Consider the following 19,669-nt stretch of genomic DNA (forward strand, 5'->3'; position numbering starts at 1 on the left):
ATGAAAAATAAATCAAAATTAAAATTAGCTGGTGTACTTTTAGGTGCAGCACTATCAAGTACAGGAGCATACGCAGGTAATGGTTCTTGCGGAGCTTCAAAATGTGGTGGTGAAGCTAAAAAGATGGAAAAGAAAGGTGCTTGTGGTTCTGGTAAATGTGGTTCTAAAGATGAGATGAAAGGAAACGCAGGTAAAAAAGCTTCTGGAGCTTGCGGTGCTGGTAAATGTGGTGCAAACGACAAAGGTCAAGAAATGAAACAGCAAAACATGATGAAAAAAGAAGCTAAACAAAAAGCAAAAGGTGCTTGTGGCGCTGGAAAATGTGGATGAAATGGTGAAGACAACTAGATGATAAACTTAAAAGGGTGTGGCTTAGGCTTACGAAGTGACTTTTTATTAGATGTTAAAAGTAGTGATTTCCAACCAGATTGGTGGGAAGTTACTCCTGAAAACTGGATGCACATGCCAAAAGTTTATGAAAAAGCTTTTGAAGAAGCTGTATTTTCAAGACCAACAGTTGCACATGGTTTATCTTTGTCTATTGGATCTGTTGATGGATTAAATAAAAAATTCATCAAACAGATGAAAACTTTTCTAGATAGATATGAAATAGAGTATTATTCTGAACATCTTTCTTTCTCTTCAATGAATGGTAAACAATCTTATGAACTATTGCCTGTTCCTATGACTAAAAAAATGGTTCAAATTATTAGTGATAGAGTAAAAGAAGTTGAGGATATTATTCAAAGAAACTTGATTCTTGAAAATGCAACATACTATTATGTTCCTTACGCAGAAATGCGAGAAGTTGATTTTATAAATGAGGTTTTAGAAAAATCTGGTGCTAAAATGCTTCTTGATGTAAATAATGTATTTGTAAACTCTGTAAACCACTCTTTTAAAGCAAGAAAATTTATTGATGAGATAGATACAAGTAAAGTTGCCTATATGCATATGGCAGGTCATTATAATGATGAAGAACTAGGTTTAAAAATTGATTCTCATGGAATGCCTATTGCAAGTGGTGCTTGGAAACTCTTAGAATATACATTAAAGCAAACAAATGCTCCTGTTATGATAGAAAGAGATAATAATATTCCCCCATTAAGTGAGCTTGAAAAAGAGTATATTCAAATGAGTGATATAGTTAGAAAGACAAGACATGGCTAAGAAGATACTAGAAAAAGATATACAAGAAAGGTTTTTAGATAATCTTTTAACCCAAACTGATGAGGTAGAAAACTCTTCAGTAGCTGTTTATCAAAAACTTGTGTATATGAGATATCATGAAGTTATAAAAAACTCTTTTCCTCTTTTTATGGATATTGTAGATGATGATACTTTGCAAACTTCAATAAAAGCTTTTATGAAGAATGCCCCTGAAACACCATATGTGTGGAAAATGGCAAATGACTATAGAAAGTTTGTAAAGAAAAACAAACTTTTTGATGATAAAAAATATATTTATGAATTGCTTTATTATGATTGGATAGAAATAGAACTTTATATGAAAGAGTATAAAGAGAAAAAACAAAAGAAATTTTCTTATAAAAATAGTTATAAATTAAGTAAAAGTGCTAGAATCAAAAGATTTAAATATGACTTGATAAATAAAGATATTACTTCAAAAAGAGAAAACTTTTTAGTAATATATTATGATTTTCAAACAGATGATATTATTTATAGAGAAATAAACCCTATCATCTACTACTTGCTAAAAAGTCTAAATAAAAAGCAGACTATAGGAAACTCTTTAAAGAAACTATGTAAGCAAAATAATATAGATTTTAAAGAAGCAAAAGAGGCGTTAAAAGAGCCTCTTTTAGAGCTTTATAGAAATAGAGTATTTATTTAATACAAACCTCTTTTAGTAATCTTTGAGTATAAATATATGCAAAAATTGCAGCACTATAAATCATAATTAATACCCCCATCCAAAGATATATATAATCTAAAGCAAACAAAATAACAAGAACATATGCAATAGCAAATTTTGCAATTATTTGTCGATATAATGCAATATATAAAATCATTTTAGGTCTTTTTATTCCTTGTAGTGTTGATACACAAATAAATAAGATTACATATGCATAGAAAATCAATACTTCAACTACTAAATAATCATATCCAAAGCCAATTACAATAGGATCCGAATCAAACTGTGAAATAATAGTTTTTCCAAAAATATATAAAAAGACTATTCCAAATGTAGCAATTATAAAACCATATTTTAGTGCTTTGTTAACTGTTTCTTGAACTCTATCATATCTTCTAGCACCAAAATTATTTGATACTAATGATAATACTGCGGAACTAAGCCCAAGTGCTGGTAAAAGCATAATTTGTTCAACTCTAAAGCCTATTCCATATCCTGCAACGGCTTTTACTCCATAAAGTGAAACAAAATACATCAAAATAAGTGAACCAATAGACATAATAAGCATATTCATTGAAGATGGAATCCCTTGATTAATCATCTCTTTATATATTTTTTTATGGGGGAAAAAGTAGCTTATTTTTTCAAAATGTACAAGTTTAGTATTCATAACCTTTCTAAGTAGATAAAGAGCATTTATAAGTTGTATTAAAACTGTTGAAAGAGCAATACCTTTTATTCCCATTGCAGGAATAAACAAAAATCCATAAATAAATAATGGGTTTAATACTAAGTTTGCAAAAAATCCAAAAATAAGAGTATTTCTATAAGATTTTGTATCTCCCCTTGATACAAGTATTGCATTTAAAGCAAAGTTTGTCATAAAGAAGATTGTTCCAGCAAGAATTATATTTATATAATCTAAAGCCATATTCATATATTCTCCACTAGCTCCTAAAAGCGTAAATAAATATGGAGATATTAAAAAACCTATAAAAGTTAAAGCAAGAGCAATAAGCTGCATAAAGAAAATACCTTTATGGGCATAAAGTGAAGCCAAAAATCTTTTTGACCTTCCACTTGCATTTCCTATTAAAGCAGTGATTGCAGCAGAAAACCCATATCCTAGTCCAATTATTGTGAAAAATATCATAAATGAAAGTGAAAGTGCAGAGATAGCTTGAGTTGAAATAAGTCCAGCATAGAAGGTATCTACTACATTATACATTGTATTAAAAAACATACCTGTACTTGCAGGAATAGTAATTTGTTTTAATAGAGTTGGTATATCATTATTAATTAAGTGTGAGTTTTGTTTCAAGTTTTAGCCTAATAATAGTTTTAAGCAATATTATCGAATATAAGTTTTAAAGAGGTTAGAATTAAGGATTAATCCTCAATTCTAATCATCGCAGGTTTTTCTGTTACAACACTTGCATCTTCTAATGCTTTAAGTGCTTCATTAATATCTTTTTCTATACAAGTGTGAGTAGAAAGAAGTAAATGAGCACAAGAGTTATCAAGTGGTTTTTGAATCATTTTTTCTACTGAAATATTTTTATCTGCAAAAATATTAGCTACTTTTGCTAAAACACCTGCTTTGTCTTCAATTTTAAGTCTTAAATAGTATTTTGTTTCAATTTCATCACTTGGCATTAAAGATAAATCTTCCCCGTGTGAAGACTCAAAACCAAGCATAGGAGAACCTTTTCCTCGTCTTGCAATATCAACAATATTTGCAATTACTGCACTTGCAGTTGCATCTCCACCTGCTCCTGGTCCATAATACATAGTTTCACCAACTTTGTCCCCAATTACAGACACACCATTCATTACACCATCAACTTTTGCAATCATCTCATTGTTTGGAATAAGTACAGGGTGAACTCTTAGTTCTATTTTACTTTCAACTTTTTTTGCAATTGTTAAAAGCTTAATTGAATAATTAAATTCATTAGCAAAATCAATATCTGCTGGTGTAATATTTTGGATACCTTCAATTAAAATATCTTCTGGTTTTGCATCAATTCCATATGCAATAGAACCTAAGATAAGTAGCTTATGAGCTGCATCAAAACCACCTACATCAAATGTTGGATCAGCTTCTGCATATCCTAACTCTTGTGATTCAGCAAGAATAGTATCATAATCAACACCTTCACCAATCATTTTTGTAAGCATGTAGTTACAAGTACCATTCATGATACCTCTGATTGATTCAATATGATTTGCTGTTAAGCCATCTCTTAAAGCATTGATAATTGGAATTCCTCCAGCTACAGCAGCTTCATACTCAAATGGAGTATCACCTGCTAAATCTTGTAATTCATATCTATGATAAGCAAGAAGTGCTTTATTTGCAGTAACCACAGCTTTACCTTTTGCTAAAGCTTTTTTGATTATTTCATATGGTTTTTCAACTCCACCCATAAGCTCAACTATAATATCAATTGAGTCATCATTTAAAATCTCATCAACATTATCTGTTAGTTTAATTGATACATTTCTTTTTTTGTTTAGGTCGTTAACTAAACCGATAACTGGTTCTAATTCAATACCTGCACGAGCAGTAATAATATCTTTATTGTCTTTTAGTATATTTGCAACACTTGCACCAACTGTTCCAACACCTAATATACCTATTTTCATTAATTCATCCTATAACGTATTTAAATATTTTTTTATATTTTTTGCAGCTTGTCTAATTCTTTTTTCATTTTCAATTAAAGCAATTCTAACATATCCATCACCATAGTGACCAAATCCAATACCTGGACTTACTGCTACTTTTGCTTCAGTTAAAAGTTGTTTACTAAATTCCATACTTCCAAGATGTTGTGCTTTTTTTGGGATTTTTGCCCAGATAAACATTGATGCATTAGGAACATCCATTTCCCATCCTGCATCTTTAAATGCATCAACCATAACATCTCTTCTTCTTCTATATTTTTCAATATGTTCTTCAACACACTCTTGTGGTCCATCAAGTGCAACAGTAGCTGCAACTTGAATAGGAGTAAACATTCCATAGTCAAGCCAAGATTTGATTCTTTTAAGAGCTCCGATTAGTTTTTCATTTCCAACCATAAAACCAACTCTCCATCCTGCCATGTTGTATGACTTAGAAAGAGTAAAAGACTCAACTGCAACATCAAGTGCACCTTCAGCTTGGAAAATTGATGGTGTTTTATATCCATCAAATGTGATATCTGCATAAGCAATATCAGAGATGATATAAAATCTCTCTTTTTTTGCTAAATCTACTAATCTTTGGTAAAACTCTGGTCTAACTGTCGCACAAGTTGGGTTGTGTGGAAAGTTAACTAATACATATTTTACTTTTGGAATTGATTCGTTTAATGTCTTTTGTAATCTTTCAAAAAATAGTTCTTCATCAACTCTAAAGTCTCTTCCAAATGGTAACTCAAAATTGTGGATACCTGCACCTGCTAGCATAAATGCATATGAGTGAATTGGATATGTTGGATCTGGAACAACTGCAACATCACCGACATTTACAATTGCTTGAACTAGGTGAACATAACCCTCTTTACTTCCCATAGTTGCACAAGCATGTTTATTAGGGTCTAAATAGTCAACCCCATATTTTCTTTTATACCAATTACAAATAGCTAGTCTTAATTTATAAATACCAGCACTTGCAGAGTAACCATGATTTTTTGGTTTGTCTGCTGTTTCTTTTAGTTTATCTGTAATATGTTGTGGAGCTGGACCATCTGGATTACCCATTGAAAAATCTATAATATCTTCACCAGCTCTTCTTGCTTCCATTTTTATATTATTAACTTCTGCAAACACGTAGTTAGGAAGTCTTCTCATTCTTTCAAATTCTATCTCTGGAAACATTTTATTTCTCCTTAATTGTTACACTTAATCCTCGCTTGATATTAGCAAGGGTAAAAAGATCATCTATTTTCATATATCTTGTATATTGTGGTACTTCCACTTCTAATTTTTGATGTCTTTGTTCTTTTTTTATAACTTCTACAATTGTTAAATGTCTGTCATAAAAAACAATATGCGGAAACCATCTATTACCAAACTTTGAATTTATTAATATTTTATTTGCACTAGAAACTTTTAAAAAGTATGGTCTTAGTGGCTTTTTCAAATCAATCTCTTCACCTGATACTAAACTTTTTGCATCATTGAATGTTGATAAGGATGTATCTACATCATATACCCAAGTTAATTGTCCCTCTTTTATGATATCAGTTGGTTTTGTTTTGTGCTTCTCAAACTCTTTTGATAACATAAGAGGGTCAATGGCGGCTTCAGTTTTTAGGTTTATTACCCATTGTAAGCTACCTTCTTTTGTATATAATAATTTTTTAGTAAAGTAGTGATAATATCCTAGTGATTTAAGTGAATCAGAAATAATTTTAAGTGATTTTATTGGGTCATAGTTTATATTAAAAGTAATTGTCAAATCTTCAGGTTTTGAAAAACCTAAGTGAAGTAAACCATTTTCTTGAAGTGTATTTAATAAATCAACATATTTTACATTTCCATTTACATCATAATAGATATCTTGTTTTGAAAAAAGGTAGTTTATTAAACCTTTATTTTCTACAAACTTGTTATTTCCAATAAGATGGATAATCTTTTCATTAAGGTTGTTTGCATTTAAAACAATAGCACATGTAAAAATTAGTAGTAGTTTCTTTATCATCACTTTTTCTCTTATTTTTTTAAGTTATAAATTAATATTCCACCTGCAACAGAAACATTTAAAGAATCAAAGCTATTTTGCATTTTAATTGAGATCTTTTTATCAAGTTTTTTTATTACCTTGTTTGAAAGTCCAAAGCCTTCACTCCCTAAAAATAGCGCAGTTTTTTCATTTTCATTTTTAAACTCTTTTAGGTCTTCTCCATCCATAGATGCACCCATAAGAGTAAAATTGTTTTGTTTTAGTTCGTTTACTACGTCTAAAACATTTTGTGTTTGGCAAAAAGGTATGTCAAATAATGCACCACTACTTGTTCTTGCAATACCTTCGTAGTTTAGTTGCTTAATATTAGAAGCAATAATCGCATCAACTCCAAGGGAATAAGCAGTTCTACAAATAGCACCAATATTCCCAACATCTGTTAGTCCATCAAGAACAACTACAAAGTTAGAGTTTTTAATCTCTTTCAAGCTAGTAAGTTCAAACTCTTTTAGTTTTAAGAAGAAGCCTTGGTGGTTTCCTCCATGTGCCATACTTTGCGCTTTTTTATTATCTAGTTTGATAATTTTTTTATCTAGCTTTGCAAATCTTTTAAAAAGTTTTGGCTCTAGTTCTTTTGAGAACATTACCTCTTCAATAAGGTCGGGGTGTTTATCTAGTACATAAAGTACTACTTGTTTGCCATATATAATCATGGCTAGATTTTATCTAAAAGTTGTTGATAAATCTCTTTTGTATTTTTCCCTGTCATTTTTGCAATAAGTTTTGCTTTTATTTTAGGTGCAATATCAAGGTTCTCAATATCTTTTACATCAAGGTTCGCTCCTACAGTTTCAGTAGGTTCAATAACAATTACCCATTCTCCTCTAATATTCTCTTTAGTAAACTTTTCATAAATATTTAAAGCAGAATCTTTGTAAGTTTTTTGGTGAAGTTTTGTTATCTCTTTTGCTAAAAAAATAGTTCTATTTTCATCTATATTTTTTATCTCTTCTAAAGTCTTTAAAAGTCTATGGGGCGACTCATAAAGAATTGATAAAACAGAGCTTTGCATTACCTTTGTTAGTTTTTCATTTCTCTCTTTGCCTTTGTGAGCTAAAAAACCAAAAAAAGTAAATTCTGTATTTAAAAAACCACTCATTGCAAAAGCTGTTAAAACTGCATTTGCTCCTGGAAGAACATCATAATCTAAATTATTGTCAATACAGTATTGTACAAGTGTAGCTCCTGGGTCTGAAACACAAGGCATACCAGCATCACTAACATAAACAATATTTTTATTAAAATCTTCAGGGGTTAAGGTTTTTAAAACTTGATTTTCATTGTGTGAATGAAAAGATTTGAAATCTTTGCAGTTAAACTCTAAGTTTTCTCTTTCACTTAGAAGTTGAAGAAGTTTTTTTGTGACTCTTGTATCTTCACAAAAAATTAGTTCCGCCTCCATAAGAGCAGTTAATGCTCTTTTAGAAATATCATCAAGATTTCCTATTGGAGTTGGAACTAAAGTAAGCAATTTATAGCAACAATTATTTTTGTGCGTATTTAGCTTTGAATTTCTCTACTCTACCAGCAGCATCAACGATTTTTTGCTCACCAGTGAAGAATGGGTGACAAGCAGAACAAATGTCAATTCTTAAAGTCTCAACATTAGACTTAGTTTCAAACTCGTTTCCACAAGCACAACTTACTTTACAAACTTTATAATCTGGGTGAATTTCTTTTTTCACTTCAAATTTCCTTATTTTGATAAATGTTCAATAAAAGGTCGAGTCTTTGTCGCCCTTTATCAAACTCTTGAATTTGAGATTGGATTATAGCGAAAAATACTTAATAATATCTGAATTTAAGTTTTTTATAATATTTGAGGTTTTATTTTTAAACTGTCCCTTATTGAAGGTATTTTGACGCTTAGCTAACTTTGCAGTGTTTAAAGAAATTTTTTCTTCAAGCTCTTTTTTTGTAAGTTTTCCATCAAGATATTCTAATGTTTCTACTATTCCAATTGCTGACATACAATTTGGAGTTCTTCTATAATTTTTTTCTAAATATATTACTTCATCAATGATTCCTTCTTTTATCATTAAAGAAGTTCGCAGGTTTATTCTTTCTTTTAACTCTTCTCTTTCCCAAAGAATCTCAAAAATTTTTAAATCTTTTGCAAGGGGAACTTTTGGATTTTTTTCAAAATATTCACTTGGTGTCATATTTGATTGCTTATAAATAGAGTAGGCTTTTTCTATTCTATATTTATCATTTTGTGAAATTTTTTCCATATAAGATTTATCTAAAGAGTATAAAAGTTCATAGGCTTCACTTAAAGAAATATCAAGTTTAATATCTTTTTCAATACCAGTCGAAAGTCCTTCTACTAAGGCTTTTAAATAAAAACCAGTACCACCAACAATAATAAGGTTTTTGTCTTTTTCTTTTGCAAATTTTTTGGCTTTTTTATAACACTCAAAAAACTCTACTACATCAAAGTTTTCATTTGGATATACTTCATCTATTCCAAAGTGAATGATATCACCTCTTTCTTCTTTTGTAGGTTTAGCAGAAGCAATATCAATCTCTTTGTAAACAGATAACGAATCTAAAGATAAAATTATAGAATTAGTTTGTTTTGCTATTTCTAATGATAATCCAGTTTTTCCTGAGGCAGTTGAGCCAATAATTGCAATTTCTTTCATAAAAAGATATTTCCTAGTTTTTTTCTACTTTTATTACATCATAAATATCTGTTCTTCTATCTTTTAGATTATTTACACTTCCTAAACTATGAAGTTCTGTTAAAAGTTCTAAATCCACATCTGCTATTAATATCATCTCTGTATTTGGTGTTGATTCTGCTTTTACACCATTTGCAGGGAAGGCAAAGTCACAAGGAGTGAATACTGCTGATTGAGCATATTGAATATCCATATTTTCAACTTTTGGTAAGTTTCCTACGCAACCAGCAATTGCTACATAACACTCATTTTCTATAGCTCTTGCTTGGGCACATATTTTTACTCTTGAGTAACCATTTTGGGTATCAGTTAAAAATGGTACAAATAGTATATCCATACCTTCTTTTGCAAGAAGCCTACTTAATTCTGGGAACTCACTATCATAACAAATAAGTACTCCAATTTTACCGCAATCAGTATCGAAAGTTTTTATCTTATCTGAACCTTTTAGACCCCAAACTTTTTGTTCATCTGGAGTTACATGTATTTTTGCGTATTTTTCTATTTCACCGTCTCTTTTACAAACAAAACCTACGTTGTTTAATGTTCCATCAATAAGTTCTGGCATACTTCCTGTAATAATATTAATATTATAAGTAATGGCAAGTCTTGAAAAGTCCTCTTTAAATCGTTCTGTATATTTTGCAAGTTCTCGTATAGCATCTGCTTCACTTAAATGATTAAATTCTGCCATCAATGGAGCATTAAAAAACTCTGGGAAAAGAGCAAAGTCACTTCTATATCCAGATACTGCATCTATGAAATATTCAGCTTGTTCGATTACTTCTTCATAATTTTTATAAAGTCTCATTTGCCATTGAATAAGTCCTAGTCTTATGACTTTTTTTTGTGCCATTGGCTTTATTGTTGGTTTTGAGTAATAGATATTATTCCACGAAAGTAAACAAGCATACTCTTTACTTTCGATATCACCTTCAAGATAATTTTTTATTACTCTTCTTACATAAAAATCATTTGAGAGTTGGAAATTAAGTACTGGGTCATAAATTTCTCTTTCTTTTACTTTTTGTATATACTCTTTTGGAGTTATCTTATCCGCATATTTTCCATAATTTGGAATTCTACCTCCAAAGATTATTCCTTTTAAGTTAAGCTCTTCACAAAGCTCTTTTCTAAAATCATATAATCTTCGACCAAGTCTTAAACCTCTAAATTTTTTATTAATAAAAACATCTACTCCATAAAGCATATTTCCATTGTCATCATGGGTGTCAAAGGTGTAATTACCTGTAATCTCTTTATAACTATGAGTATCATCAAATTTTGTGTAATCAACTATAATACTAAGGGCAAAGCCTGCGAACTCACCATCAATTTTTATTGCAACTTGTCCATTTGGGAACTTTTCTATTAAAGCTTCAAACTCTTCTTTGCTCCATGATGAATCATCAAGATGTCTATATTCATCTTCCATCAAAGAACAAATACAGCTGTGGTCTTCTTTTTTTAAATATACTAATTCAATTTTATCTATATGTTTTGGATCCATTATTCTTTCGTCCTTTTTTGATGAAAAGATTATAATATAATATTTGATTGTTACTCATAAAACAATTAAATATAAAATATCTTTCAAATAATATATTTGTTAAAATGCGATTTATGAATAATATATTGAAAAAACTTAATGATTTTAATGAACTTGTTATGTTCAAACACTCGATTTTCTCATTACCTTTTATATTTATAGCAATGGTTGTTGCCTCTTTACAAACCAATGGTTCTGCATGGTTTGGATTTAAACTTTTGTTTTTAGGTATTCTAGCTGCAATTACAGCTAGAAACTTTGCAATGGGCTTTAATAGATATATGGATAGAGATATTGATGCTCTTAATCCAAGAACTGAAAATAGACCCAATGTTGATGGAAGAGTAAGTCCAAAAGCAATGCTTGTTTTTAATATTGCAAATGTTTTAGGATTTATTGCTGTTGCATATTTTGTAAATGATTTAGCCTTTTATTTATCAGTTCCAATTTTAATAATAATTGGTTCATATTCTTATTTTAAAAGATTCTCATATTTAGCCCATGTAATTTTAGGAGTTTCTTTAGCGCTTGCCCCAATTGCAGGTGTTGTAGCAGTTAGTGAAACTATTACTTTATGGTCTGTTTTATTAAGTATTGGAGTTATGTTTTGGGTTGCTGGATTTGATTTACTTTATTCACTTCAAGATATAGATGTGGACAAAAAATTAGGACTTCACTCAATTCCAAGTAAGTTTGGTCCAAGAAGTACAATGCTTATTTCAAGGACTTTTCATACACTTACTGTTATTTTTTGGCTTTTATTTGCTATTAGTTCTAATAGTGGCTTATTTACTTATTTAGCAGTATTAACTGGGGCTATTATGCTTTCATATGAACACTATTTGGTAAACAAAGATTTTACAAAAATAGATAAAGCTTTTTTTACTGTAAATGGATATCTAGGAATTGTTTTCTTCTTTCTAGTATTAATTGATGCAGTAGTATAACTTTTTTACATTAGGAAAACAGTTTGGAGAATATATTAAAAGAGATTACATATCTAACTTTAAAGCAATTAAAAAAAGAGAATATTATTCTTCCTTCAAAATACTCTAAACTATTTGAAGAAAATGCTAAGAAATTGAAATTTGACTTAGATAATGATTCTTTAGTTTTCAAAGATTTAAAACAAGATAGTGATGTTATTGATAAAGTAGTACAAAAAACTAGTGAAAAACTTAATACCCTAAATGATTCTACACAAAAGGCAAAAGAAGCTATTATTAATAAGGATGTAAATACTTTAAATACTGTTAATAAAGATCTTGAAAGAATGCAAAAACAAATAGATCTTTTACAAAAAGAACTATTTTCTGATGTCTTAACTAATGCATACAATAGAAAATGGTTTATGGACAACTATTTAAAAGATGATATTTTTATTCATGATGGTTTTATGGCATTTTTAGATCTGAATAATTTTAAAATGATAAATGATAGCTATGGTCATATAATAGGTGATCAAGTATTAAGATATTTAGTAAATTTTTTAAAGAAAGAATTAGATTTGCCTGGAGTTGATATAGTAAGATATGCTGGAGATGAATTTATTGTAGTATTTAATAAAGATAAATCAACAGTTTTAAATCCAGATAAAAAGATGGAACAAGCCCAAAAAAAGTTAGCAGAACAAAAACTAAAGTCTTCTAAAATTCAGTCACTTAAATTCTCTTTTTCTTATGGATTAATTCCTTTTAAAAAAGGTGATGACTTTGAAGATTTACTTGATAAAGTAGATGATTTAATGTATATGAATAAAAGGAAGATTAAAAGTAAGCACTAGAGTTTCTAGTGCTTAAACTTAGTTTTTAAGAAAAAGAGTTTGAGTTGGATAAGCAAATTGACAGTTGTTTTTATGAACTAACTCACTAATTTTAATTATCACTTCTTCTTTTGTTTTTAGCCACTCTTCCCAAGATGGATTTTTGCTGAAACAATAAACTAAGATATTTATTGAACTACTGCTAAACTCATCAATATAAACTAAAAGAGTTCTTTGAATACCTTGTAAATCTTCTCTTTTTGCAGACTGAAATCGTTTTGTAAAAGGTATAGTTGTATCATATACAGTAGCAATATTTGGATGCTCTATTAGCATTTCTCTTATATCTTCTTTTAATTGTTTAATATCTTCCATTGCACTTTCATATGTAAGACCAATAGACATTTTGATTCTTCTACCAATTTTTCTTTTAGAGTAATTTTTAATATGAGTTGTTGCAAGTTCAGAGTTTGGAATAGTAATCATTGCATTATCAAAAGTTCTTACTCTTGTTGTTCTCATTCTAATATCAACAACTGTACCTTCTACTTCATTTGCAACTATCCAATCACCTTGTGAAAATGAGTTATCTGTCATAATATTTAAGGAACCAAAAAAGTTAGCTAAGGTATCTTTAGAAGCTAAAGCAATAGCGATACCCCCAACCCCAAGAGAAGCAGCAATAGCTTTTATATCAATTCCAAGTTGCATAAAAAGAAAAAGAATTACAATTAGTATTAAAACTACTTTTGTAACCCTTAAAATAAATGCAATCATCTCTCTTCTAACATTTGGATATCTTTCTACAAGATTTTCTGCATAGTTTGAAATCCAATTATCAAGTAACGCATACGATGCCCAAGTTAAAATACCAATATAAACAGTATTTATCCATGGAACAATAGTGTTTATAGCTTTAGGATCTTTTATTAATGCGTATAAAGAGATATGAATAGATAATGTATATAGTGCATAAATAAGTGGCTTTTCTATAGAATCTTTTATGAAAAGTTCCATTTCATCTTCTTCTTTATCACTTTTTTTCATAAAAATTTTGTTGATAAAAGTAGTAAATAAAAAGATAAGTTTTGTGTTGATTATTCTAAAAAACCCCATTACAAAGATTACAAATAAAACTTCGCCAATTGAAAATTTAAAATAATAAGAAGTAAACTGAGAAATATTTGAAATAAATGGTTGCGAATCTATTTTTGAAATTATATATTCAATACTAAAGTTATCTATGAAAAAATAGCTTTCTCTATATTCATCCATATTATTTAAAAGATATGTTAGCACAAACTGTTGTTTATTTCTTTGTTTTTTTAAAGTATCATATGTATCAATAAGCTCTACTGATACTTGATTATCTTTGTCTTTTTTTGCTTTATTATAAATCTCTTTGTATCTATTTAAAGCGTTTGATTCTAATAAAGAGATATTATCTTTAATGATTTTTCTAAAGTATTCTTTATCCTTATAAGAGTTTTTTGCTTGAATTATCTCTTTTAAGGTTTTTTCATATTCTCTTTTTTCTTGTAAAAGTTGAAGGTTCATTTCATCTCTTTTAACAGCTACAAAATTTCCTTCTCTTTGATTTATTGCGATTTTATTTAACAAATAATTTATCTGTTTGTCATATTCTCTTTCATCAATATTTAGTTTGGCATATTTCTCTTTATTTATATTTTCAACTACTTTAAGAGCAACAAGCATTTGTTCATCTAAATGTTCTTCTACACTTTTTTTAATAGTATCTTCTTGTGCAAAAATAAAAATAGGTAAAAATAGTAGAATAAAAAGTTTAAAAACTGTAATTTTGAAATTCATAAACACCCTTTTAAAAAGCTAATTAATGGGATTATAGTAAAAATAAACTTACCTTTGATATAAGATAAGAGAGTCTTAATGACAAAATTTGTAAAATACCATTCTCAAAACTAACGCGTCTGTGGCTCAACTGGATAGAGCTCCCGGTTTCGGCCCGGGTGGTTGTGGGTTCGAATCCTACCAGGCGTGCCATTTTAACAAAGTTTTGAAAAAATAACTAGGTAAAATAGTCTTTTTTCAATATATTCTACAAAAAGTAATTCTAGAAAAATTTGAAACTAATTAAATAACTTAAAGATATATTTATAAATGTCTCAAAAGTGTCTCATAAATGTCTCAAAAGTAACTAAAATATGATATAATCACGCCTACAAAATATTATGGGACGAAATATGTACAAAAATCTTTCTTCGAAAGCAAAACTTTTAATCAATATGATTTTAGCACAACTAGGTTTTGCTGTTATTACTACAACAGCGATTATAACTTCAAATGATTTAGTAGCAATTTTAATTGTTAATTTATTTTTTGCAATTATAGTAGGCTATATGAATTTTGCTGCTATGAAAAGAATCACTGGTGGAATAGATAGATTTAAAAAATATATGGATGATATTATGGATTTTGTTTTTATGAGAACAAATAGAATTGAAAAAGCAAAATACATGAAAAATGATGAAATAGGTCTAATCTTGACTGAAATGAATTCATATGTTGATAAGATTGATATTATTAGAAAAGATGATATGAGAGTTCTTGGTGAAGTTGTATTAACAATGGACAAAGTGTCAAGGGGAACTTATAAGTGTAGAATTAATAGTCAATCAAAAAACTTTATGATTAAAGCTTTAAGAGATACTATCAATAAAATGTTAGATATCACAGAGAGCAATATGAATGAGCTAAAAACATCATTAGAAAAATATGCAAATGATGATTATAGAGAAAAAATAAATATCTCTCCTGAGCTTACTGATGATATGTTAAATGTTATGGAATCAATTAATATATTAGGTGAAAGTTTATCTACAAATGCAAAGAAAAATTTTGAAAACGGTCAAAAGTTAGAAAAAAACTCTATTAGTATGAATAACTCAGTTAGAAATGTTGCCCATAAAGCAAATGAACAAGCTGCAAGTTTAGAAGAAACAGCCGCAGCTTTAGAAGAAATCACAAGTATCACTAGAAATAATACAAACAATGCAACTCAAATGGCAACATTAAGTGGTACTGTTCAAAAATCCGTAGAAAATGGACAAGTATTAGCTTCTAAAACAGCTCAATCAATGGAAGAGATTAATGAAGAGGTTGCTTCAATAAATGAAGCAATTACAGTAATCGATCAAATAGCATTCCAAACAAATATTCTTTCTTTAAACGCAGCAGTAGAAGCAGCAACAGCAGGAGAAGCAGGAAAAGGATTTGCAGTAGTAGCACAAGAAGTGCGAAACTTAGCAAATAGAAGTGCAGAGGCTGCAAAAGAGATTAAAAGTATAGTAGAAAAAGCTAGAGATAAAACAGCTGAAGGGAAAGATATCTCAAATAGTATGATTAAAGGTTATGAAGAATTAAATAGTCATATGAAAGAGACTTTAGAAATCATTGCAGATGTTTCTAGTGCATCTAAAGAACAAATGACAGGAATTGAACAAATTAACAATACTGTATCAATGTTAGACCGTGTAACTCAAGAAAATGCAAGTGAAGCAAACAATGTTACACAAGTTGCTAATGACACTTTATCAATGGCAAATGAATTAGTTAATGAAGCAAAGCAAAAACAATTTAACTAAATAATCAAGAATTTAAAAAAAGAGTAATCTATGATAGATAAGAATGAAAATAGAATCTTGAATATAATAAAATATTCACCTATTGTCTTTATTCTTTTTTGTTCTATTTTCATAGGATACTTTATAAAAATAGAACATACAAAGAATATAAAAGCAGAAAAAGAACAACTTCAAAAAAGTTTTGTAGAGCAAGAACGATCTAGAGTTGAATTTATTACTAAAAAAGCTTATGAACTTATTGCAAAAAAAGACAAAACAAAAACAGAAATCCTTAGAACTAAACTAAAAAATCATGTAACAAATGCATATAATATTGCAATGTCTATTTATGAAAACAATAAAAATACAAAATCAAAAGAAGAAATTACAAAACTAATAAAAGATGCTTTAAGACAGATTCGTTTTTTAAGTGGAAGAGGTTATTTCTTTATTTTCTCAATGAAAGGAACAAGTATTTTAAATGCATCTTTTCCTAAAATTGAAGGTAAAGATTTATGGGAATATCAAGATGCCAAAGGAACTTTTTTACTTAAAGAAATGAGTGCAATTTTAAAAAAACAAGATGAGGTTTTCTATGATTGGTATTGGAATAAACCTGATTATGAAAACAATCCAGAATATCTAAAAGTAGGTTTCTTTAAAAAGTTTGAACCCTATGATTGGTTTATAGGAACAGGTGAGTATATGCATGACTTTACCAAAGAAGTAAAAAAAGAAGCTTTAGAAGTAGTACAAAACTTAGAATATAAAAACGATGGATATATTTTTATTATTGACTCAAAGGGTGAAATTATTAGTACTCTTCATAAGCAAATGATTGGTGTAAATATTCATGAATTTAATATTAATAGAGAACTATCTAAAAAGTTTGATTTATTTGTATCTTCAAATAGAAAAGGAGAATTTTTTAATTATAAGGTCTATAAAGAAATAGATGATACTAAACCAAAAAATAAAACAGCATATATGAAGAAATTTGATAACTGGAATTGGGTTATTGGATCTGGATTTAATATAGAAGATGTTGATTTTGTTATAGAAGAAAGACAAAAGATTTTAGAGGATAAATATGATAACTATTTAAAAAAACTTATTATATTGAGTACTATCTTTTTAGCAGTTGTTTTAGTACTTTCATTTTTTATATCTAAATATCTAGAAAAAATCTTTATAGCGTATAAAACTGTATTAAAAAATAAAAATGAAAATTTGCTTCGTGCTCAAAAACTTGCAAAGCTTGGTGACTGGGAATTAGATATATCTTCAAATGAAATATATTGGTCAGATGAAGTGTATAAAATATTTGATATTGCAGAAGATAAAAAAATTGATTTATCTTTTATGGAAAGTTTAATTGATCAAGAAGATAAAAAAACCTTTGCAAACTCTATCAAAAGAGTCATTGAAAAAGGTGAAAAACATTGTTGTATTTGTAAGATAAAAAGACAAAAAGATAACAAAACTCTTTGGTTAGACTTTAAAGGTGAGATAGATAAATCTAATAATACAATCATTGGTACAATTCAAGATATCACAGTTAGAAAAAACTTAGAATTAGAAAAAGAACAACATGAAAAAATCCTTTATCAACAATCAAAAATGGCAGCAATGGGGGAAATGTTAAATAATATTGCCCACCAATGGAGACAACCTTTATCTACAATTTCAACAGCTGCAACTGGAATTAAACTTCAGAAAGATATGGATATTTTAAAAGATGAAGATTTAACTCATGCAATGGATAATATCAACAATTCTGCACAATATTTATCTCAAACAATAGAAGACTTCAGGAACTTTTTCAATCCTAAAAATAGTAGCTATAAAGAGTTAAGTCTAAATGAATCAATTGATAAGTCTTTATCATTAGTAGAGGCTCAATTCAAAGCTAAAAGCATAGCTATCATAAAAAATATAGAAGAAATTAGACTCTTTACTTTGGAAAATGAGTTTATTCAAGTATTGATAAATATTTTAAATAATTCTAGGGATGCTTTATTGGAACAAACTATTGAAAATAAAGTAATTATGATTAATTCAAAAGTTGAAAATGAAATATTAACTTTAGAAATTATTGATAATGCAGGGGGAATAAGTGAAGAGATAATAAACCGAGTATTTGAACCATATTTTACTACTAAATATAAAGGACAAGGTACGGGAATAGGATTATATATGTCACAAGAGATTGTCACAAAACTATTAAAAGGTCATATCTCAGTTTCAAATAAAGAATTTGAATACGAAAATAAATCTTATAAAGGAGCTTGTTTTACAATAGTCCAGAATATAAATTCCAAAAAGTAATATTAATTTAATCAAAATTTGTTAAACAATTAAATAGAATCGACACTAACTAACAAAATAAGCATACAAAAGGTACTTCAATTTTAGTATCATAAAAAAAATAGTAAAAGGATATAGATGTTTGGGGCTATTTCAAGTAAAGATTTAGAAAGTATTGATAAATATTTTATGCAGTTTATTGACTTCATTTCTTACAAAAAAAGTGAATTTGATTATATTGAGTCAGTAGGAAATAGTAAAGTTGATGCAATGTTAAAAAGATGGAATGAGAAGATAAAAGAAGTAGATAAAACAACAAAAGATGATATGAGAGTTATTGGTGAAATTGTTCTTACTACAGATAAAGTAGAGCAAGGAATGTATAAATTTAGAATTAATTCAGATAGTTCTAATCCAACAGTTGTGACTTTAAAAAATACCTTAAATAAAATGCTTGATAGCTTAGATAATGCTACTACAAGAATATTAAGAGTGATGTCAAGTTATACAAATGATGACTACAGTGATAGTGTAAAAGTTTACGAGCAATATACTGATGAGATGAGAGAGTTAATGCAAAGTATAAATAAGTTAGGAGAAGCCTTAGGAAGTAACGCAAAAGCGAACCTAAATAATGGACAAACATTGCAAAATAACTCAGCAACAATGACAGCATCAATGAATAACTTAGCAGCAAAAGCAAATGAACAAGCAGCAAGCTTAGAACAAACAGCAGCAGCATTAGAAGAGATTACTTCAATAACAAGAAATAATGCAGAAAATGCAACAAAAATGGCAGAATTAGGAAAAACAGTAAGAAGCTCAGTATCAACAGGTGAAGACCTTGCAAGTAAAACAGCAAGCTCAATGGATGAAATAAATGATAAAGTAAGCTCAATAAATGAAGCAATTACAGTAATAGACCAAATAGCCTTCCAAACAAATATATTATCTTTAAATGCAGCAGTAGAAGCAGCAACAGCAGGTGAAGCAGGAAAAGGATTCGCAGTAGTAGCAGGGGAAGTAAGAAACCTAGCAAATAGATCTGCCCAAGCAGCAAGAGAAATAAAAGATTTAGTAGAAGATGCAAACCTAAAAGCAAATGATGGTAAAAAGATATCAGATGAAATGATAAATGGATATAAAGAATTAAA

Annotated in this window: 17 protein-coding genes, 1 tRNA gene and 1 pseudogene; 9 read left to right on the plus strand and 10 right to left on the minus strand. The window is 28.7% G+C overall.

Going from position 1 to position 19,669, the window contains the following annotated elements; all coding sequences use genetic code 11:
- The 3 genes from CRV01_RS01225 to CRV01_RS01235 are packed head-to-tail and all read left to right on the plus strand — an operon-like array spanning window position 1 to window position 1,855.
- A complete protein-coding gene (locus tag CRV01_RS01225; protein ID WP_129006269.1) occupies window positions 1–330 on the plus strand; it encodes a hypothetical protein in 330 nt (109 codons plus the stop codon).
- 18 nt (window positions 331–348) lie between these two features.
- Window positions 349–1,170: a DUF692 domain-containing protein gene (locus CRV01_RS01230; RefSeq protein ID WP_129006271.1), complete on the plus strand. Its 822-nt coding sequence runs from the start codon at window positions 349–351 to the stop codon at window positions 1,168–1,170.
- The gene (locus tag CRV01_RS01235) at window positions 1,163–1,855 is read left to right on the plus strand and encodes a putative DNA-binding domain-containing protein (RefSeq protein ID WP_129006273.1); all 693 of its coding nucleotides are present in this window, start codon (window positions 1,163–1,165) and stop codon (window positions 1,853–1,855) included. Before CRV01_RS01230 ends, CRV01_RS01235 begins: the two co-directional genes overlap by 8 nt.
- Here CRV01_RS01235 and CRV01_RS01240 read toward each other — a convergent pair.
- The 9 genes from CRV01_RS01240 to CRV01_RS01280 all read right to left on the minus strand — a co-directional run bounded on the left by CRV01_RS01240 (window position 1,848) and on the right by CRV01_RS01280 (window position 10,805).
- Window positions 1,848–3,197 (minus strand): MATE family efflux transporter, encoded by a 1,350-nt coding sequence (locus CRV01_RS01240; RefSeq protein WP_129006275.1) that lies wholly within the window; start codon window positions 3,195–3,197, stop codon window positions 1,848–1,850. The genes CRV01_RS01235 and CRV01_RS01240 overlap by 8 nt on opposite strands.
- A 68-nt stretch (window positions 3,198–3,265) precedes the next feature.
- The gene (locus CRV01_RS01245) at window positions 3,266–4,525 is read right to left on the minus strand and encodes a homoserine dehydrogenase (protein ID WP_129006277.1); all 1,260 of its coding nucleotides are present in this window, start codon (window positions 4,523–4,525) and stop codon (window positions 3,266–3,268) included.
- 9 nt (window positions 4,526–4,534) lie between these two features.
- Window positions 4,535–5,743 carry an LL-diaminopimelate aminotransferase gene (locus CRV01_RS01250; RefSeq protein WP_129006279.1) on the minus strand — a complete coding sequence of 403 codons (1,209 nt, stop codon included), beginning with the start codon at window positions 5,741–5,743 and terminating at the stop codon, window positions 4,535–4,537.
- A gap of 1 nt (window position 5,744) precedes the next feature.
- Window positions 5,745–6,569 carry a hypothetical protein gene (locus tag CRV01_RS01255; protein WP_129006281.1) on the minus strand — a complete coding sequence of 275 codons (825 nt, stop codon included), beginning with the start codon at window positions 6,567–6,569 and terminating at the stop codon, window positions 5,745–5,747.
- 11 nt (window positions 6,570–6,580) lie between these two features.
- Window positions 6,581–7,264, minus strand: coding sequence for a 23S rRNA (guanosine(2251)-2'-O)-methyltransferase RlmB (gene rlmB, locus CRV01_RS01260; protein ID WP_129006283.1), 684 nt, complete (start codon window positions 7,262–7,264; stop codon window positions 6,581–6,583).
- Window positions 7,265–7,266: 2 nt separating this feature from the next.
- Complete coding sequence (gene rsmI / locus CRV01_RS01265; RefSeq protein WP_129006285.1) at window positions 7,267–8,082, minus strand: 16S rRNA (cytidine(1402)-2'-O)-methyltransferase; 816 nt, start codon at window positions 8,080–8,082, stop codon at window positions 7,267–7,269.
- Between the two features lie 13 nt (window positions 8,083–8,095).
- Complete coding sequence (gene rpmE / locus CRV01_RS01270) at window positions 8,096–8,296, minus strand: 50S ribosomal protein L31 (protein ID WP_129006287.1); 201 nt, start codon at window positions 8,294–8,296, stop codon at window positions 8,096–8,098.
- An 84-nt stretch (window positions 8,297–8,380) separates the two neighbouring features.
- Window positions 8,381–9,256: a tRNA (adenosine(37)-N6)-dimethylallyltransferase MiaA gene (gene miaA, locus CRV01_RS01275; protein WP_129006289.1), complete on the minus strand. Its 876-nt coding sequence runs from the start codon at window positions 9,254–9,256 to the stop codon at window positions 8,381–8,383.
- Window positions 9,257–9,269: 13 nt separating this feature from the next.
- The gene (locus CRV01_RS01280; RefSeq protein WP_129006291.1) at window positions 9,270–10,805 is read right to left on the minus strand and encodes a carbon-nitrogen hydrolase family protein; all 1,536 of its coding nucleotides are present in this window, start codon (window positions 10,803–10,805) and stop codon (window positions 9,270–9,272) included.
- 113 nt (window positions 10,806–10,918) lie between these two features.
- On the opposite strand from CRV01_RS01280, the gene mqnP reads away from it, so the two are divergent.
- On the plus strand, window positions 10,919–11,791 hold the full coding sequence (mqnP, locus tag CRV01_RS01285) for a menaquinone biosynthesis prenyltransferase MqnP (RefSeq protein WP_129006293.1): 873 nt from the start codon (window positions 10,919–10,921) through the stop codon (window positions 11,789–11,791).
- Between the two features lie 23 nt (window positions 11,792–11,814).
- On the plus strand, window positions 11,815–12,627 hold the full coding sequence (locus CRV01_RS01290; RefSeq protein WP_129006295.1) for a GGDEF domain-containing protein: 813 nt from the start codon (window positions 11,815–11,817) through the stop codon (window positions 12,625–12,627).
- 18 nt (window positions 12,628–12,645) lie between these two features.
- Here the strand turns inward: CRV01_RS01290 and CRV01_RS01295 are convergent, their stop codons facing one another.
- Window positions 12,646–14,436, minus strand: a complete 1,791-nt coding sequence (locus CRV01_RS01295; protein ID WP_129006297.1) for a mechanosensitive ion channel family protein — start codon at window positions 14,434–14,436, stop codon at window positions 12,646–12,648.
- Between the two features lie 115 nt (window positions 14,437–14,551).
- Between CRV01_RS01295 and CRV01_RS01300 the strand changes: the two genes are divergently transcribed.
- The 4 genes and pseudogenes from CRV01_RS01300 to CRV01_RS13910 all read left to right on the plus strand — a co-directional run.
- Window positions 14,552–14,628 (plus strand) — tRNA-Arg (locus CRV01_RS01300).
- A gap of 200 nt (window positions 14,629–14,828) precedes the next feature.
- Window positions 14,829–16,229 carry a methyl-accepting chemotaxis protein gene (locus tag CRV01_RS01305; RefSeq protein ID WP_129006299.1) on the plus strand — a complete coding sequence of 467 codons (1,401 nt, stop codon included), beginning with the start codon at window positions 14,829–14,831 and terminating at the stop codon, window positions 16,227–16,229.
- Between the two features lie 30 nt (window positions 16,230–16,259).
- Window positions 16,260–18,536, plus strand: a complete 2,277-nt coding sequence (locus CRV01_RS01310) for a cache domain-containing protein (protein ID WP_129006301.1) — start codon at window positions 16,260–16,262, stop codon at window positions 18,534–18,536.
- An 837-nt stretch (window positions 18,537–19,373) separates the two neighbouring features.
- A pseudogene (locus CRV01_RS13910) lies at window positions 19,374–19,669 on the plus strand (methyl-accepting chemotaxis protein); the annotation flags it as partial.

This window comes from Arcobacter sp. CECT 8983 (assembly GCF_004118855.1).
Classification (GTDB): domain Bacteria; phylum Campylobacterota; class Campylobacteria; order Campylobacterales; family Arcobacteraceae; genus Halarcobacter.

Excerpts from the sequence above, each read along its gene's own strand:
- CRV01_RS01225 (WP_129006269.1), top strand. The coding sequence starts at position 1 with ATGAAAAATAAATCAAAATTAAAATTAGCTGGTGTACTTTTAGGTGCA.
- CRV01_RS01230 (WP_129006271.1), top strand. The coding sequence starts at position 349 with ATGATAAACTTAAAAGGGTGTGGCTTAGGCTTACGAAGTGACTTTTTA.
- CRV01_RS01235 (WP_129006273.1), top strand. The coding sequence starts at position 1,163 with ATGGCTAAGAAGATACTAGAAAAAGATATACAAGAAAGGTTTTTAGAT.
- CRV01_RS01245 (WP_129006277.1), bottom strand. The coding sequence starts at position 4,525 with ATGAAAATAGGTATATTAGGTGTTGGAACAGTTGGTGCAAGTGTTGCA.
- CRV01_RS01250 (WP_129006279.1), bottom strand. The coding sequence starts at position 5,743 with ATGTTTCCAGAGATAGAATTTGAAAGAATGAGAAGACTTCCTAACTAC.
- CRV01_RS01255 (WP_129006281.1), bottom strand. The coding sequence starts at position 6,569 with ATGATAAAGAAACTACTACTAATTTTTACATGTGCTATTGTTTTAAAT.
- rlmB (WP_129006283.1), bottom strand. The coding sequence starts at position 7,264 with ATGATTATATATGGCAAACAAGTAGTACTTTATGTACTAGATAAACAC.
- miaA (WP_129006289.1), bottom strand. The coding sequence starts at position 9,256 with ATGAAAGAAATTGCAATTATTGGCTCAACTGCCTCAGGAAAAACTGGA.
- CRV01_RS01280 (WP_129006291.1), bottom strand. The coding sequence starts at position 10,805 with ATGGATCCAAAACATATAGATAAAATTGAATTAGTATATTTAAAAAAA.
- mqnP (WP_129006293.1), top strand. The coding sequence starts at position 10,919 with ATGAATAATATATTGAAAAAACTTAATGATTTTAATGAACTTGTTATG.
- CRV01_RS01295 (WP_129006297.1), bottom strand. The coding sequence starts at position 14,436 with ATGAATTTCAAAATTACAGTTTTTAAACTTTTTATTCTACTATTTTTA.
- CRV01_RS01305 (WP_129006299.1), top strand. The coding sequence starts at position 14,829 with ATGTACAAAAATCTTTCTTCGAAAGCAAAACTTTTAATCAATATGATT.
- CRV01_RS01310 (WP_129006301.1), top strand. The coding sequence starts at position 16,260 with ATGATAGATAAGAATGAAAATAGAATCTTGAATATAATAAAATATTCA.